Origin of the sequence: Pseudoalteromonas sp. CO342X (assembly GCF_004208915.1) — a bacterium.
Taxonomy (GTDB): Bacteria; Pseudomonadota; Gammaproteobacteria; order Enterobacterales; family Alteromonadaceae; genus Pseudoalteromonas; species Pseudoalteromonas maricaloris.
This window is the reverse complement of sequence record NZ_SGPH01000042.1, coordinates 61,482-78,306: the sequence shown is the minus strand read 5'-3', so window position 1 is coordinate 78,306 and position 16,825 is coordinate 61,482. Positions and strand designations below refer to the sequence as shown.

The following is a 16,825-nucleotide window of genomic DNA, read 5'->3' as shown; positions in this document are numbered from 1 at the left end:
TTAACCATAAGCACGGTTATTTTGAATGGTGATTTTTCTATCTAGGCTGTCAGCAAGGTGTTGGCTGTGCGTAACCATAAGCAAGTTAACGCCTTGCTCTTCGCACAGCTCACGCAGAAGTGATACCACTTCTTCGCTTTTCGCAGCATCTAAGTTCCCCGTCGGCTCATCGGCCAGCAATAACTTAGGCTTGTTGATCATGGCACGTGCGATACCAACTCGCTGCTGCTCACCACCTGACAATTGCTGAGGCAAGGCTGTTAATTTATGCCAAATCCCCAAGCGCTCAGCCAGCGCATTAACATCGCTTTGCTTTGGGTTCAATTGATTGAGCTGTGCTTGAAAAACGATATTGTCGTAGACGGATAGAGGTGCAAGTAATTGATAGTGTTGAAATATCATCCCCAAACCACGACGATAGAGCGCCAGCTCGGTATCATTAAATTGAGTAATATTTTGGCCATCAATAACAATGCTGCCGCTATCAGGCCTTAATAAACCACCAATAAGATGGATCAGGGTAGTTTTACCCGACCCGCTATCCCCAACAATCGCGACCTGTTCTTTAGCGGCAATACTGAGACTAAGCTCATCTAATACGGCTCGATTCAAGTCACCATCACGACGCGTGAAGACTAAATTTTGAACTTCTACCACTGTATGCACATTCCTTTACTACTATGTGGGCACTACTCAATGCATCTGTCTCGTTAAGTAGTCAGGATCTTTTATTTCTCGTGTCAGCGCAGGTTAGCTAATGTTTAACTACCAAGGAATAGCATCACCGCTATAGTCGTAAAAACCGCCGCTTTGTGCATCCACGAAATGAGATAATACGGAATAGATCCCATTTGCAGACTCGTCTGGGGTAATTAACGCGTTAGGGCCACCCATTTCCGTTTGGACCCAGCCGGGATGAATAGCAACGGTGCGGATCCCTTCACCCAGTAAATCATTTGATAGGCTTTTTACCACTGAGTTTAACGCCGCCTTCGAACTGCGATAGATATAGCCACCGCCTTTAGTATTCATGGTGTGACTGCCGACCTTGGAAGAGATGGCTGCAAAAATCTTTTCATTGCCGTTGCAAAGATGGGTGTAAAATAGCTCTGCAAGACGCATGGTGGAAAATACATTAACCTCCATCACTTCTCGCCACGCTTCTATATCGGTTTCACCAAACGCATAATCTTTCGGCCCATAAATGCCCGCATTGTTGATAACAATATCGATGGCAACAGGGGCCAGCTTCTCGCTTAATTCTTCCATCTGGTCGTAATTGGTCACATCTAGGGCAAATACTTGGAGCTCAGGAAAAGTTGGCGCAAGAGAATTTAGTTCTGAAGCAATAAGCGGGTCTCGACACGTTGCTAACACGTGCCAACCAGCCTGCAGATAGGTTTTAGTTAACGCAAGTCCAATACCGCGGTTTGCACCAGTGATCAGTATTTTTTTCACAGTTGAAGCTCCTAAGCCGTTATGACAAAAGCCAATGGTGTTAATTCACTATACTGATGATAGGTTGAATAATCCACTTTTTGCACACGTGATTAGCGCCTCAAGCCACAGCGCACAAATAATGAATTTAATTCAACTTTAATCATTCTCGTTCATTAATCCAATTCAGCGCATCTTCTTTATCATCAAAATACTTCACTTTACCAGTAACAAACCAGTTACCTATTGTTGCAGCAAGTCGATGCCAGTTTTTACCGCCATATATTGCTACTTTGGCAAATTCAGTGCTATGCTCAAAGGCGAGTCGGAAGTCATCCCAGATGGCTCTTGGCTCCCAGCCTTCAAAATCAGTCGCATCAAGAAATGCATAGATTTTAGGCGTTGTTACTGCTTTCAGTGCACTCTCGATTATTGGTGTAATAACAACATAATCTTCATGAGTGAGTTTACCTGTAGGCTTAAGTGTGAGATAAATATCATCTCCAAAGCGCTCAGTGCCTATTGATATACCATGGAATGAATTCGTCATGTTCTCTTCCTTTATGTTTATCTTATAGATAAAAAGCATAATTAAGTCTCAGCTTTTTTGCCAATATCCAAACTTTTTTCATTATTGTCAGCTTCCGTTCAGATTTCTAATACTACCATGCGCGCCGTTGAGTCGATGTAGCTCAATATATGGAAATTAAAGGGATGACTATGAAAAAACTACTATCTATCGCAGCTGTTTCACTACTTGTTTCAGCAGCAGCTCAGGCTAACACTGGTAACGTACAAAAAGAGTGGTTCAACACCGCTAGTTACACAGATTATGACTATGATGGCTCTGACAACCGCGCACTGATGCTTTCTTCTCGCTATTTCTTCGCACCTCAAGAATCAGTAGGCGTATGGGATGACTTTGGCTACCTTGATACGGACAGCAATGTAGGCGTAAGTTACTTTAACGATGATTATTCAAATGCTTTCTCTGCTGGTGGTGAAGGCTTTATCACTAAAGAATGGTTTGTAACTGCTGGCATCGCAGATCTTGGCGAAGCTGACGACCATTACTCTTTCGGTTTTGGTTACCTTTACAACGACAACCTAAAGCTAAGTATTCGCCAAGAAGAGTTTGAAAACGGTGATACTACTTGGTTCAAAGCTGAGTACAATCACGAACTAAATTCTACAGATTACATTGGTTTCACAGTTGAAACTGAAGACGAATTTGATTACCTAAACCTAAGTGCACGTTACTTCATGCACGTTGGTGGTGACAGCTACTTCACAATCGACTTAGAGCACAACCGTATTGATACTGATGGTTTTGACGACAACGTAACAAACGTGCTTGCAAACTACTACTTCACTCGCAACTTTGCGCTTGGTCTAGGTTCATATGATTCAGACTTAGCAGTAGAAGCTAAATACTTCTTCAACGACACTTACTACCTTAAAGGTAGTGTAGTTGACACTGACGGCGGTGAAACAAGCAACCTAACTTTTGTTGCTCAGTTCTAAATCAACACATGATTGAGGTACATCTGTACCTCCCCCAACTACTCAACACCTCTTCGCGACCACACTCCGCGTTGGGGTGTTTTTTCACATTTTGAAACAAGCTACTCATCTAAATTGGGTGCATTTCGCTTATCAATCGTTATTATGTATCAAAATAATAACGGAAATGCCTATATTATGATGAAGATAAAAACATTCGTGCTCGCCATTGCTGCGGCAGCCGCGCCTTTTGTTTCAGCGTATCAGACCGAAGATACCCGCCTACTCCGCTTTCCAGATATTCACAAAGATAAAGTCACTTTTGTATATGCTGGCGACATTTATATTGCCAATACCAACACAGGTAAAAGCCAACGTCTGACTGACCATATTGGGTTTGAGACTTTCCCTAAGTTCTCTCCAGATGGCAGCAAAATCGCTTTTGCCGCTGAGTATAATGGCAGCCGTCAAATCTATGTGATCAATGCTGATGGTTCAGGATTAAAGCAACTCACTTATTACAACGATGTTGGGCAAATGCCACCTCGTGGTGGGTTCGATTACCGTGTGATGGATTGGACGCCTGACGGCAAACATATCGTCTTTAGAGCAAATCGAACACCGTGGGGCAAACGTATGGGTCGCCCCTATATGGTACCAGTAGAAGGTGGACTTGAGCAGCCGATGGCCATCCCAGAAACTGGCGGTGGTATGCTTTCCCCTGATGGTAGCAAGTATGTTTACACGCCAATCGACAGAGAGTTTAGAACTTGGAAGCGCTCTCGTGGTGGTCGAGCGCAGGATGTCTGGATTTACGATCTTGAAAACAATACGTCTAAACAACTCACCACTGACAAAGCAACCGATCAGCAACCAACTTGGGTGAATGACAGTATTTACTTTGTGTCTGATCGTGACTACACGCTCAACCTTTATAAATATCGCGATGGCAAGTCACCGGTTAAAATGACTGACCACAAAGACTTTGACGTGCTGTGGCCATCAGCCGGACCAGATGCCATTGTCTACGAAAATGGCGGTTACTTATATCGCTTTGACGAAGCGACAAAGACAACTAAAAAGCTAAAAATCGATGTTGCTGGTGTGCGTCAATATGCCATGCCATATAGTAAAAACGTTAGCGACTTTATCGATTCTATGGATATATCACACGATGGTAAGCGTGCATTGTTTACTGCCCGTGGTGAGTTATTCTCAGTCCCAGTAAAACAGGGCCCTACTCGCAATCTATCTTATACGCCTGAAGGCCGTGAAATTGAAGCTAGCTGGTCACCGAATGGCCGTTATATTGCCTACATGAGCGATAAAACAGGTGAATATGAGATCTATCTCAAAGATAGAGCAAATAACAACAAAACCATCCAGTTAACCGACAATGGTACCATCTGGCGCTTTACGCCAATTTGGTCGGCTGATAACAGCAAACTGCTCTTTGCTGATAAAAACCACACGCTATGGTGGGTCGATGCGAAATCTGGTGATATGCATAAAATTGATACCGCCAAATACGACGAAGATGGTCTAACCGAATATACTTGGTCACCAAACAGTGAAGATATTGTTTTTGTTAAAAACAATGAAAACCGTTATGCCTCGCTTTGGCACTATAATACCGAAGATAAAAAGGTCACTCGACTGACTGACAACATGACCAGTGAGCGTAATCCTACTTTCTCGCCTGACGGTAACTACATTTATTTCACTTCTGAGCGTGACTATAACCTCACCTTTAGCAGCTATGAATTTGATTATATGTTTAATAATGCCACACGCATTTATAGCGTTGCGGTGAATAGTCAGATTAAGCCGCTTAATGCCTTTGAAAGTGATGAGTTAAGCATTCAATCAGACGATGAAACGAAAAAGGACAGCGAAAAACAAGCAAATCGCATTGAGGCCAACGGCTTTATGTCGCGGGTTGTATCACTCTCAGCCCCAGCGGGTAACTACGGTGCGCTTACAGGTGTTGAAGGGGGCGTACTAACCTTAACAGGCGGTGCGTTAAAGCTCCTCGGCACGGAACCAGATAGCAAGCTTGAAACCGTCGCCGAAGGCGTAAGCAGCTATAAAGTTGCCGCTGGTGGTAAGCACCTGATCGCTCGCGCTGGTAACAACTTCAGTGTAATTGCACCAAAGCCAAAGCAAGATTTAAAAGCCAGTCAGCTTGATTTGTCTAAGATGACACTGAAAATCGACCCGCAAGTTGAGTGGCAACAAATGTATGTAGAAGGCTGGCGCACCTTACGCGACTGGTTCTACGACGAGCATCACCATGGTCAAGATTGGGATGCTATCTTGGAGAAGTATCAACCACTTGCCAGCGCTGTCGCACACCGTAGTGATTTAGACTATGTACTTAGCGAAATTGCGGGTGAAATCAACGCAGGTCACATTTACGTACAATCTGGTGATGCCCCTTCAGCCGAGCGCAAAAAGCATGGTTTACTTGGTGCAGAAATAAGCGCTCATCAGTCTGGCTACGTAAAAATTGAGCGTATCTACAAAGGTGAGAACTGGCATGAAGACTACCGTTCACCACTCGATGAAACTGGTGTGAATGCCAATACGGGTGATTACATCATCTCGGTAAATGGTCGCTCGGTAAAAGACGTGGTTAACTTTTACGAGCTACTTGAAAACACCCAAGGCGAGCAAGTTGAGCTGGTATTGAGTAAATCACCAAGCGCTGATGATAGCTGGAAAACCACGGTAAAACCTGTCGCCAGCGAGCAAGGCTTACGTTACATGGCATGGGTTCAATCACGCGCAGACTACGTGGATAAACTATCAAACGGTAAGATTGGCTACGTTCACCTACCAAATACCCATTATGATGGTAACCGTTCATTATTTAAGAACTTTATGCCACAAACGAGCAAAGATGCGTTGATCATCGACGACCGTTATAACGGCGGCGGCTTTATCCCTGAGCACATGATCACTTGGCTTGCCCGTAAACCACTGAACTATTGGAAACGCCGTGGTGTTGAACCAACAAAAACACCTTCGTTTGCACACGATGGTCCAAAAGCGATGCTTATCAATGGTTATTCAAGCTCAGGCGGTGATGCTTTACCTTACTACTTTCGTCAGGCGGGCCTTGGCAAACTGATTGGTACTCGCACTTGGGGTGGTCTTATCGGTATCTCTGGCAATCCTAGTCTTGTTGACGGAGGCCAGGTTATCGCTGCAACTTTCCGAATTCTAGATAACGATGGTAATTGGATTATAGAGAACGAAGGCGTCAGCCCTGATATCGAAGTGATCGATAGACCTGAACTTGTTCATGCAGGTAAAGATCCTTCTGTCGAGCGTGCAGTGAAAGAGCTACTGAAAGAGTTAAAAGATAGCCCAAAGAAAACACTGACAGTGCCTCCTGCACCATCTAAGTTCTGAGCGCGTTACTAGCTCCTCAAAGTGGTTTAAGGCTCTGACTTTAAACCACTTCTTTTATCTCTTTCTGCTTATTCGCTTTGTGCCTCTTAAATAGGTTATGAAAAAGTTACCACCATGTAATATCTCGTAATCGACCTTATCTTTTTTTACGACTACTTTGTATAACGAGTGTTCATCGCTCACCGACATCAACTTGCTTAAATTTTGAGTTGTCTTGGATAAATATCCTATATCCTAACGTATTTTTTATTTAAGCCAGTGGTATTGCACAACGTTCACCGTCACAAAGGAGCAAACCATGAATGTGCAGAACAAAACAGGCCCATCGGTAGAAGTAGATAAAGAAATTGATGCCTCCATCTTCTTAAGCAGTGCACAAAAACAACAAATTAAAGCACGCAATAGCGAGTATAAGGCTGCTGATTTATCTTGTCTGAGAGCAATTGCACAAGCCGCTATTAACGTGGAGTTATTCACGATCCCACTTTATATGACCGGCCTCTACTCGATTCAAGGTACACACCAGATTGCGGACTCTTCAAATCTCTACCCCGGCCGTTACTGGCCTGGACTTGGTCCAACAGCGGGATATATACCAGAGCACCGCCTAAACAAAGGCTACGACGTAGAGCTTAAACCGCTTTTTAATATCGATGCTTTGGTTGGTGACAATGACGACCCAAACAACCAAAAAGACGCATTTAAACTCTCTGTGAACCAGCAAGTGTTTAACGGTGTGTATAGTGTTTTTATTGAAGAAATGCTGCACTTACAACTGGCCTCAAACATGGCTAGCAAATTGGGCCTCACACCAAGCTTTACTAGCCAAGCATTAATTGACGAGAAGTTTGGTTGGAAGTGCTATAACAATCAAAGTAGTATTCCACATATTTTGGACTTTGCTGATTGCAGTGACGATTTGTCTAAATTAAGCCCTGAAGTTCAAGCTTACTTTAAGCAAATTTTCCCAAATAAAACGTTACAAGATCTTCGTGTTAATGCCACTGAGCTCAACAAAGAGCAGACATTACTTTTTATGTTAATTGAAGAAACGGAAGAAAACGCAAAGAAAATTATCCAAGAACAATATTTAGAACCAAACAAAGACACAAAACGACCAAAATATTTTGAGCAAGCACCTTATGACTGGTGGAAACCAGATTACACTGAGAAAAACCTACCGCTGTTTGGTTCGATTGGACACATGTACCTCAGCTATTGGGATTATATTCAGATCCAATATGACGATGGCACCAGCTTGCTCGACTACGCAACCATTCAACGTGACTATTTTAATGAGCGCCCAGGTAACAAAGATTATCAGCCACAATTCCCTGGCATTAAAGGCTCACTCAACGTAAAAGAAGATCATACTGCATTAAAAGAAGCGTTAATGAATAATGTAAATGCCATTACTGATCAAGGTGAAGGTGATGGTGTAGCAGAAATGATTTGTAAACGCTGGGCAGATGAAAAATGGGCACAAAACCTCCTAGCTGCTAAAGTGGCTAAAGCGGATGATATCCACCTCAGCACCGTAGAAGAGAAGTTTCAACCTAGTGCAGAAGCATTGAAGGCGGATTATCCCGCAAGCTGCGGTGAAGGCCCAATTTCGGGTTCGGCTTGTGCGCGGATCACTAATAAATACAAAGATCACTTTCAAATATTTACCGATACCATGAAGCTCATTGTCGACTTTGAGAAGCCTTCAAGTCAATCGGACGAACGTTACATGACATGGTCAACTTGGTTTGCTGAGGGTAATAACTGGAATGAGGCGTTATTGGATCCCAACGGCGGTGATGAAGCAGCTAAGCAAAACCCAAATCTACCTTGCGTCAGCAGTGTAGTAAAAGCGCTTAACAACCTTAAACTCTCGTCCAATATTGGCAATACGCATCAATTATTCAGTCAATCTGCGGTAGGCACAATTAAAGGTCTAACTACAGCACTTGACCGTTATTGGTCGGGTAAAACCAGTGAATTTCCGGGCCCTGCAATGGGTGGCTCAGGCGATAGGATTTCGATTTGCTGGGCAACCACGGGAATTGCGCCGGATTTAGTAACGGGTATCGCCCCGCAAAATCCGAACACCCTTTATCACGCCTGCCAAGGAATGAGCTATACCAACATAGGTTCGGATGACTTACCTCCTCCTGAGGTTTATCATAGTTGTAAGGGAAGTAACGACTGTAAAGCACAAGGTGGCTGTGGTTTTGTTCATAGCACAACGCCAGGCGGTAGCTGTGGTGGTAGCGTATCAACAGGGCCAAAAAGTGCACCTGCTGATAATAAGTGTAATAACTTGGGTGGGTGTGCAGTGCCTATCTCAGCCTCTCAACTATTCCCAAAACTTTCCGATGAAGAATACGATATGCAGTTATTTAAGTTTAACCTAAAAGATAACAGCTTCTCTGCTATTGATTACATTTATCCGAAAGGCCAACAAGCTCCAACCGATCAATCTGCAGATCATGTGCTAATGCCTTATAAACAAGGGGATGCCGTATACAATATTGCTTGGCAAGCATACTGCAATGCCAATGGTTTATTGAACGAAGATGGCGAACCTAAAGAGAAGCCAAAACCTTCAGATATTCGTCTAGCTCTTCCTCCATCAACTTGATAGGAAAGATAGCATGACAAATCCAATTCGGACGCAGCAGCTTGCTGCGTCCGCTATCGAAAAACTAACCGACTTGGGGTTTGGTGTTGGCCTGAGAAGCCAGCACTATCCCTTTATTATGCCCCATTTAGATCGCGGTACATCTCTTAGCGTCGACTGGTTTGAAATCATCAGTGAAAACTATATAGATAATCACGGCTATGGCCGGCATGTCCTCGCTCAGTTAAAGGAACAATACCCGCTAGTGATGCACGGTGTGTCAATGAATATTGGTAGCAGCGACCCGCTTAACTTTGAATACTTAAGCAAGCTCAAGGAGTTAAGTGAATTCGTTAAGCCACAGCTTATTTCCGATCATTTGTGTTGGACAGGCATTGCTGGTTTGAATAGTCACGATCTCCTACCTATGCCATTGACTGACGAAAGCCTACAACACGTTATCAACCATGTTGACCAAGTTCAGGATTTTTTAGAACGGCCTTTAGTGCTTGAGAACCCATCAACATATCTTGAATTTCAACATTCAACCCTCACTGAAAGCGAGTTCTTTAGTGAGTTAGTCACCGCAACAGGCTGCGGTATGCTGTTGGATGTAAACAATGTTTTTGTTAGTAGCTTTAATCATGGTTTTGACGCCGAAGCGTTTATTCGTCAACTCCCCCATAAACACATCGTTCAAATCCATCTAGCCGGTCCTAGTGACTGCGGTGATTGTTTGATAGACACTCATGACCAGCCAGTGCCCGCCAAGGTTTGGCAGCTTTACCAACTGGCGCAGCACTTAACGGGTGGCGTGTCTACCCTACTAGAATGGGATGCCAATATTCCCAGTTTTCCAGAACTCGTTGATGAGTTAAGCAAAGCAAAACTGGTACTGACAGGGCATATTCCAAAGCAAGATACAGTTACTAACACCAACGCGCTGTCAACTCCAATCATCAAAGAGCGAGCAGAATTAACATAATGAAAACGCCAGACTTAACGCAAACTCAGCAGTGGCTTAGCACCATTTTAATGGTACGAGGCGACCTACCACAAAAGCTCAATACCGCTGCAAATCCACATGGTTTAACGCTGCATGACTGTGTAAAAAGTAACAAAACACTGGGAGCCATGAGAAGAGTAGACATCTATGCTGCAGGCTATGTGATGCGTTTAGTAGAATGTCTTCGGGGAGAGTTTGCTCTACTTTGCCAGTTTATGGGCGATGAAGTATTCGACACCTTCGCCAAAGCCTTTATTGTCACCTTACCCTCAGAGTCTTGGACACTACATCAACTAGGCTCACGCTTCGCTGATTTTTTAGCACACACTAAACCTAGCGGTGATTTTAATGCCCACCAGCAAGCTATGTTTAGCTTGCCTTCAGAGCTGGCTAAGTTTGAAAGAGCCAAAGCGCTTGCACTGTTAAAACCAGGACCGGAAACCGAGCAATCAACCGCGCTAATAAACGAGATTGAACTCCTTTGCGGCATTGCCGAAGACTTTGTCATATCGGTGCCAGAATCCGTACAACTTATTCAAACCGATTACCCTTTGCTTTCTCTTATAACCCAGCTTGAGCAAGCAAAACCGTGCACCTTGCCAACGCCTGAGCAAACGCATATTGCAATATCGCGCCAACAATATCGCATCAAAATGAATGTATTAAATGACTGGCAAGCGGATTTATTACTGCACTTGAGAGAAAAACCGCTGCGCTATCAAGAAGCAATAACCTACTGTGCTAAGCGCATTAATATGGAGACTCAAATATTGAGAGCGCAGTTAGCAGTTTGGCTGCCAAGCGCGATTAATAGGGGGCTGTTTATAATTCAAAAATGAACCAGCACCCTGCTGATCCAATTTTCTAATAAAGGTTCAGTTGCTAAAGTTAAATGACTCTTGATGGGTTATTTTTATAGCCAATACAAGATAGACTAGCTGTATCGACTGCTGTTCCCAAATAATAATGATAACAATCAATAACCGTAAGCTAGACTTAGCCACGGGTGAACTTATCTACCTTGATGAGACAATCAAATTAGAGGCAAAGGTGCTGGCAGTATTTGAAATACTGTATCAGCATCGCGGAACGCTTGTTACGCAAGAGCACCTACTTAATTCTGTATGGCAAAATACCGTCGTCGCCCCAAATGCCCTTCAACGATGTATCGCTCAGCTTAGAAAACTACTTGGGGATAGTGATAAACGTATTATCCAGACTTTTCATAAAAAGGGCTATCGTTTACAAGTTGGGGATCAGCATACTAATTTAAGCCAAAAGCTGAGAGCCTATATTCTCTATTTCGCAGCTTTCATCACCCTCTTCGGTATGTTGTTTATCTATTCAACTATGCCAAAAGCTAATTTCCAACTTTCAGAGGTTACACCTGTAAGTTACGGATTGGAGTTGGAAAGCACTGCGACAATTACCTCAGGTAGAAGGTTGTTATATGTGGCCAGAACGCCGCAAGCAGCGGAACTAAAAGTAAAGGATTTGGATTTCCAGACAACTAAGTTAGTTACCCGTGCATTGGATTTTGTTGGCAAACCTCAGCTTAACAAAGATGGTAAAAAAGCAGTACTCATTGAAACACGCAAAACAAAATCACAAGCTAAGTGTCATCAAGCTATCGTCGTGTTACCAAGGTTTGCAGCCAGAAAAGTGATCTCTCCTTGCTTTAATAGCGAAGTACAGCAAGCCTACTGGGTTGGTCATCAAGTGTTACTTATCGCCAATAACGGGTATGCCCTTTTTACTCCGCACTCAGATTCAGTCACATTTACTCCTTTACCTATAACTGCAACAATTTTAGCGTCCTCATTTAATGAGGGTCAACTTACTTTACTCACCCAAGATCCAGATAAAGAGGCTTATCTCTCTAGTTATATAATTAGCAGAGAAAACGAGCTTTCACTTCTTCAACAAGAAAAATTGTCTGGTGTAGAATTGGATCGTTCGCTGGTGCTAGTAGATGGGCCAGATACAACACATATACTTTCAACCGCATCTGCGCTCTACATTTTCCAAAACCTCCAGCTTGTACAAACCATTCCTGCAATCGGCTCAGAATCGTTTTACATCACTGAATATCTTAAAGATAACAAATATTTAGCGACACAAGTCCGAGAGCAAAAGCAGATTAATATTCAAGACAACCACTCTACAAGCCGACTTACAATCAGCCACTACGACGAGCTATCAGGGCAATTCCAACCAAGTGGAAATGCCATTGCATTTCTCTCTAATCGTACAGGTACCAGTGAAGTTTGGTTAAAGCAAGAGCAGCAAGAGATCCCACTCACCCATAACGGACATATCTCGTCTTTTATCTGGACAAAAGATGGTAAACAATTGTGGGCAGCGTCAAAACAAAGCTTACTGAAAATCAATTTAGTCACTGGCATTGAAGTTTTCCCTGCTTTATTTGAAAAGCAAATTATAATGCAATCAATTGAAATAAAAGGAAGTAACTACCTTCTCATCAATGATCTTGGCAATAAACAGTTAGTACTTTTCGACCCTGTAACCAACCATAAACAGCCACTTTATCAGGGGCAGGTTCACTGGGCACAAATACAGAAAAACGGTACTGTCTATATAGCCACACCAGATGAGCCAAACTTAAAAGTACTCGTCAACAATTCGCTCAAACCACAGCTAATAACAGACAAAATTACCTTGCATTGGCGTTTTTACCTACGTGGGAATGAGCTGATTATTCCCGACAAACAGGCGACTATCTGGCGCTATAACGTCAACACGCAAGTTTTGGACATATTGGGCAAATCTGACGAGCAGACTCGCTTGATCACAGATGTTCAACTACATCCTTTTAAGGTTTTAGCTGACTCACCAAAAACACTTAGCGCAAACCAAGTTAAAGTTAAAGTAAAAATAACAGAACCAGAAAACCACTAATATAAAGGTGGCTCACACATGTGCGCCACCTTTATATCACTCTTAATAATGCTAAAGCCGAGACAATACTTGTTCAATATACTGTTTGGCTTCTTCATTTTTTTGCTCTGTTGCTAGCAGCAAGGCACGCTTTAGCTGAAGTGTTGCTTGTGTTGTATCGCCCGCATTCAAAAGAGTCTGCCCATAACGTAAATTGTAAATAACAGAGTTAGGCATAGTCGTAAGTAGCTCATCGAACGCGTTTTTTCCAAGTATTGTATTGCCTTGCGCGAATAAATATTGCCCTAGAGCAAGCTGATTGGCCTTAATATCAATCGAGTACCCATAGCGCTGTTCTAGTTTTTGGTGATATTCTCGCAACCCATTCAGGCCTGACTTGTCAAATTGAGCATAATCTTGAAGCTTTATTGCGCCAAGAATATGTTGCAATCCATGTCTTAGCGCTAGCTGTGCGCCTACATGATAATGATGTTGACTTAAGTCTTCTAGCATCAAATGTTGGTGTCGTTTTGAAACGGCGAGCGCAGCAAAAAACGGCCTATTTTCGTCAAAGCTGCCAAGACTGATATATAGGTTATTGGTAAGTTCGCCCTTGGCGATGTTGTCACTAATATCTTCTTTTAGTTGCTTGGGAAGTTGACTCCAAACTGGCGCAGACAATATCGCGCCTTGGAAATACCCGGGCATCTTTCCTAATAAATTCAAAGCAATCGCCGCCCTGCTTGAGTACCCTTCAATGACTTTAAACGGCGAAAGATTAAATTGCCGTATCAATGTTGGTTCAACTTCACTTGCTAACACGCGAGCTAGCAAGGCAAAATACGCTTGGTCAGATAACTTGTCAGCCCCAGCAAAATTCAATTTGGGCACTCGCACAATCACAAGTTGCGGGATAGGTGAAAAACTAGTGTGACTCAACCAGTCCACTTCAGCTTTCAGTACATCAAAACGACTCTCTCCCGCAGTTGTATAAAGCGTCGAGTATGGCTCTTTTCGGTTAACATCAAAATCAAAAGGCAAATATATTTGTACATCAACAGGCCCTCCCACTAACTTTGAACTCACAGTGATATGCTGTAATTTTGAGGCTATCTGAGCGTGAGTAACTAACGCAAACAATGCACAATTTAACCACATCAAACTTTTTAAAAGTATTTTCATGCTTTTCTCCACTTTTGGCTAAGCTTATGAAATAAAAACTTTTAAAACTTGATGCATTGTTTATTTTTGATTGATGAATTGCTGATGTGGATCAATCGGAGTTTGTCAGAAGCTAAATATCAGGTGCTAACAAACATGGTTACCTAAGTCGCAACGTTTAGCACAGTGACTATGGTTGTAAAAAGTGATGCTACTAAAGCTTATTAATTTCGCGTATACACGTTAAGCAACGGAAACTTGTTCTCACCGAAAGCCAGTGTGAGTGAAAGCGTTTCACCGCCATCAAAACTTTCAGAAAGCTTCATCGGTGCGATCCTTTGACCGTTCGCCGTTAGTGCCAACAGATGTTTTTGTGTTAATGTACGGCGGCCACTCGATTGGTTTTTAATCGTGATCATTGCCCAGCGCTCACCGTTTTCGTTACTCATCAGTACCGCGTTAAGTACCTTGAAGTCACTGATATCTGGGTAAATATTGGCATCATTCGGAAAAGCCAGTTCCATATTGTTAGGCACTACACTATCAATCGTTAACGCTTCTTCAGCTGCCTGTGTATTCACAGCTAACACAAGTAACCAAAAACTACTTATTATCCTTTTAATCATTTAATTTTCCTTCTATTTTCCTTTGACTAATTTAGTATGCCGCCAATTTTTGGGCACAACAATACTTGCGCAGCACCAAGGTAACACTGCAAAACAAAAATGCCAGACTACACACTGTGCGATCTGGCATTTTCTTAACTAGTCGTGACATCAATTATAGAGTTTCTTCTAACCACTTGAAGAATTCACGCTGCCAGACTATTCCGTTTTGCGGTGTCAGTACCCAGTGGTTTTCTTCAGGGAAATAAAGGAAACGGCTCTTTAAGCCACGTAGTTTAGCGGCTTGGAAAGCTTGCATCCCTTGGCTCAGCGGTACACGGTAATCTTTACCACCATGGATCACGAACATCGGCGCATCCCACTTATCCACATAGCTGATTGGGTTAAACTGATTGTATGCCTTGCTGATGGCCGCATTGTTTTGCTCCCAGTACGCGCCACCCAATTCGTTGTTCACAAAGAACATTTCTTCGGTTGTGCCGTACATACTGCGCAAATCAAAAATGCCACAGTGCGCGATAAAAGTTTTGAAGCGGCCATCATGATTACCAGCTAAGTAAAACGCAGAGTAACCACCAAAGCTTGCGCCAACTGCCGCGATACGTTTGTTGTCAACATATGACTCTTTCGCAACATCGTCGATAGCGTCAAGGTAATCTTGCATTACCTTACCACCCCAATCTTGGCTGATATCTTTGTTCCATTTCACACCGTGCCCTGGCATACCACGGCGGTTTGGCGCAACCACAATGTAGCCTTGTGATGCCATCACTTGGAAGTTCCAGCGGAAGGAATAAAACTGTGATAACGGCGACTGTGGACCACCTTGAAGGTATAACAGCGTTGGATATTGCTTACGCTTATCAAAATTAGGTGGGTAGATAACCCAAGTTAGCATGTCTTCGCCGTCTTTTGTCTTCACCATTCGCTTTTCAACGTTTGGTAAATCCAAATCAGTATAAAACGCCTCGTTCACATTTGTCAGCGCAACAAGCTTTTTACTATTCAGATCAAAGCGGAAGATCTCTTTTGCTTGATTCATGCTATTACGAGTAACCACTAACTGACCGTCTAAAGCAGCGACAATGCTATTAACATCAAACATGCCCTTGGTTAGCTGCTGAATTTTTGGATTAGCTTTGGTTTTGGTGTTCACCGCTACTTGAAATAGCTGGATTGTCCCATCAATTGGTGCAATAAAATAAATATGCTTACCATCATGACTCCACTCAAAACTGCTTACCGTGCCGTCCCAATGCGCAGTTAAGTTGACTTCTCTGTCACCCAACTTAACGATAATGTCATTTTTATCCGCCTCGTTACCCGCTTCATCCATACGTAAGAAAGCCAGCAGCCCTGTCGATGAAAACTCAGGGCTTTTATCATAACCCAAGTTTTGCTCGGTTAGATTGGTGGTTTTCTTGCTCGCTAAGTTATAACGATAAATATCTGTGTTGGTGCTGCTCGCGTATTCTGCGCCAGTCAGCTTTTTACTGACGTAGTAGATATTTTCACCTTTAGGGCCCCAAACATAATCGCTTGAACCACCAAATGGTGACGTCGGACTATCAAAAGGCATCCCTTTCATGATGTCGACTTTTTCTTCTGTAATTAGATCCTGATAGAACACATGTTTAACACTGCCGTCTTTCCAAGTATCCCAATGGCGGTAGTTTAAATCATCAAACACATAAGCATCTGCTTGCGTAAGCGCTTTGTGTCTATCCGTGGCTAACACAGCTTCAACATTTACAGTGTCATGAAGTAGTTTTTTGCTGCCATCTGGCGAAATGTTGTCGTCTGACAATATCCCTTGATACGCGCTTAAAAGCTGAGACGCCCCACCCTTTAACGGCACTTGATAAACTTTGCTATCAAAGTCATTGTTTTCAACGCTTGGCGTTGTAACTCGATAAATTACATGGGTGTTGTCTTTAGATAACCCAAGCGCACTTACGCGCTTTACTTGCCAAAGCTTGTCAGGGGTCATTACCTCTTTGGCAACTAACCCAAAACTTGGTGCTAATCCTAAGCTAGCACATAAAAGAATTCGCAACATCGCGAAATGCCTCCAATAATCAAATCCCGCCTAGACTACATAAAGCGAGAAGAACTTAAAAGCATTCGCGATAAGATACTTTCGTCTCTAGTACAGGTAACCTGAAAGCAGCA

The 16,825-nt window shown here is 43.0% G+C and carries 12 protein-coding genes; 6 read left to right on the top strand and 6 right to left on the bottom strand.

Annotated features, from left to right (window positions below; all coding sequences use genetic code 11):
* The 3 genes from EXT47_RS22400 to EXT47_RS22390 all read right to left on the bottom strand — a co-directional run bounded on the left by EXT47_RS22400 (position 1) and on the right by EXT47_RS22390 (position 1,987).
* The gene (locus EXT47_RS22400) at positions 1 to 657 is read right to left on the bottom strand and encodes an ABC transporter ATP-binding protein (protein WP_130127631.1); all 657 of its coding nucleotides are present in this window, start codon (positions 655 to 657) and stop codon (positions 1 to 3) included.
* Between the two features lie 108 nt (positions 658 to 765).
* Positions 766 to 1,458, bottom strand: a complete 693-nt coding sequence (locus EXT47_RS22395) for an SDR family oxidoreductase (RefSeq protein ID WP_069021301.1) — start codon at positions 1,456 to 1,458, stop codon at positions 766 to 768.
* Between the two features lie 142 nt (positions 1,459 to 1,600).
* Positions 1,601 to 1,987 (bottom strand): STAS/SEC14 domain-containing protein, encoded by a 387-nt coding sequence (locus EXT47_RS22390; RefSeq protein ID WP_130127630.1) that lies wholly within the window; start codon positions 1,985 to 1,987, stop codon positions 1,601 to 1,603.
* Positions 1,988 to 2,157: 170 nt separating this feature from the next.
* Between EXT47_RS22390 and EXT47_RS22385 the strand changes: the two genes are divergently transcribed.
* The 6 genes from EXT47_RS22385 (at position 2,158) to EXT47_RS22360 (ending at position 12,887) form a co-directional block, all read left to right on the top strand.
* Positions 2,158 to 2,961, top strand: coding sequence for a putative porin (locus EXT47_RS22385; RefSeq protein ID WP_039496487.1), 804 nt, complete (start codon positions 2,158 to 2,160; stop codon positions 2,959 to 2,961).
* Positions 2,962 to 3,105: 144 nt separating this feature from the next.
* Complete coding sequence (locus EXT47_RS22380; protein ID WP_205991274.1) at positions 3,106 to 6,357, top strand: S41 family peptidase; 3,252 nt, start codon at positions 3,106 to 3,108, stop codon at positions 6,355 to 6,357.
* 298 nt (positions 6,358 to 6,655) lie between these two features.
* Entirely contained in the window at positions 6,656 to 8,983 is a 2,328-nt protein-coding gene (locus EXT47_RS22375; protein ID WP_039496486.1) for a ferritin-like domain-containing protein, read from the top strand.
* Positions 8,984 to 8,996: 13 nt separating this feature from the next.
* Entirely contained in the window at positions 8,997 to 9,947 is a 951-nt protein-coding gene (locus tag EXT47_RS22370) for a DUF692 domain-containing protein (protein WP_130127628.1), read from the top strand.
* Complete coding sequence (locus EXT47_RS22365; protein ID WP_130127627.1) at positions 9,947 to 10,807, top strand: DNA-binding domain-containing protein; 861 nt, start codon at positions 9,947 to 9,949, stop codon at positions 10,805 to 10,807. The genes EXT47_RS22370 and EXT47_RS22365 overlap by 1 nt, the downstream gene beginning before the upstream one ends.
* Positions 10,808 to 10,934: 127 nt before the next feature.
* Positions 10,935 to 12,887, top strand: a complete 1,953-nt coding sequence (locus tag EXT47_RS22360; protein ID WP_130127626.1) for a winged helix-turn-helix domain-containing protein — start codon at positions 10,935 to 10,937, stop codon at positions 12,885 to 12,887.
* A 51-nt stretch (positions 12,888 to 12,938) separates the two neighbouring features.
* Here the strand turns inward: EXT47_RS22360 and EXT47_RS22355 are convergent, their stop codons facing one another.
* From EXT47_RS22355 to EXT47_RS22345, 3 genes are all read right to left on the bottom strand, one after another.
* Positions 12,939 to 14,048 carry an alpha/beta hydrolase-fold protein gene (locus EXT47_RS22355; protein WP_039496480.1) on the bottom strand — a complete coding sequence of 370 codons (1,110 nt, stop codon included), beginning with the start codon at positions 14,046 to 14,048 and terminating at the stop codon, positions 12,939 to 12,941.
* 203 nt (positions 14,049 to 14,251) lie between these two features.
* Positions 14,252 to 14,653 carry a hypothetical protein gene (locus tag EXT47_RS22350; RefSeq protein ID WP_039496478.1) on the bottom strand — a complete coding sequence of 134 codons (402 nt, stop codon included), beginning with the start codon at positions 14,651 to 14,653 and terminating at the stop codon, positions 14,252 to 14,254.
* A gap of 154 nt (positions 14,654 to 14,807) precedes the next feature.
* Positions 14,808 to 16,712, bottom strand: a complete 1,905-nt coding sequence (locus EXT47_RS22345) for a S9 family peptidase (protein ID WP_130127625.1) — start codon at positions 16,710 to 16,712, stop codon at positions 14,808 to 14,810.
* Positions 16,713 to 16,825: the final 113 nt, after the last annotated feature.

Excerpts from the sequence above, each read along its gene's own strand:
- EXT47_RS22365 (WP_130127627.1), top strand. The coding sequence starts at position 9,947 with ATGAAAACGCCAGACTTAACGCAAACTCAGCAGTGGCTTAGCACCATT.
- EXT47_RS22370 (WP_130127628.1), top strand. The coding sequence starts at position 8,997 with ATGACAAATCCAATTCGGACGCAGCAGCTTGCTGCGTCCGCTATCGAA.
- EXT47_RS22355 (WP_039496480.1), bottom strand. The coding sequence starts at position 14,048 with ATGAAAATACTTTTAAAAAGTTTGATGTGGTTAAATTGTGCATTGTTT.
- EXT47_RS22380 (WP_205991274.1), top strand. The coding sequence starts at position 3,106 with ATGTATCAAAATAATAACGGAAATGCCTATATTATGATGAAGATAAAA.
- EXT47_RS22360 (WP_130127626.1), top strand. The coding sequence starts at position 10,935 with ATGATAACAATCAATAACCGTAAGCTAGACTTAGCCACGGGTGAACTT.
- EXT47_RS22385 (WP_039496487.1), top strand. The coding sequence starts at position 2,158 with ATGAAAAAACTACTATCTATCGCAGCTGTTTCACTACTTGTTTCAGCA.
- EXT47_RS22390 (WP_130127630.1), bottom strand. The coding sequence starts at position 1,987 with ATGACGAATTCATTCCATGGTATATCAATAGGCACTGAGCGCTTTGGA.
- EXT47_RS22345 (WP_130127625.1), bottom strand. The coding sequence starts at position 16,712 with ATGTTGCGAATTCTTTTATGTGCTAGCTTAGGATTAGCACCAAGTTTT.
- EXT47_RS22350 (WP_039496478.1), bottom strand. The coding sequence starts at position 14,653 with ATGATTAAAAGGATAATAAGTAGTTTTTGGTTACTTGTGTTAGCTGTG.
- EXT47_RS22375 (WP_039496486.1), top strand. The coding sequence starts at position 6,656 with ATGAATGTGCAGAACAAAACAGGCCCATCGGTAGAAGTAGATAAAGAA.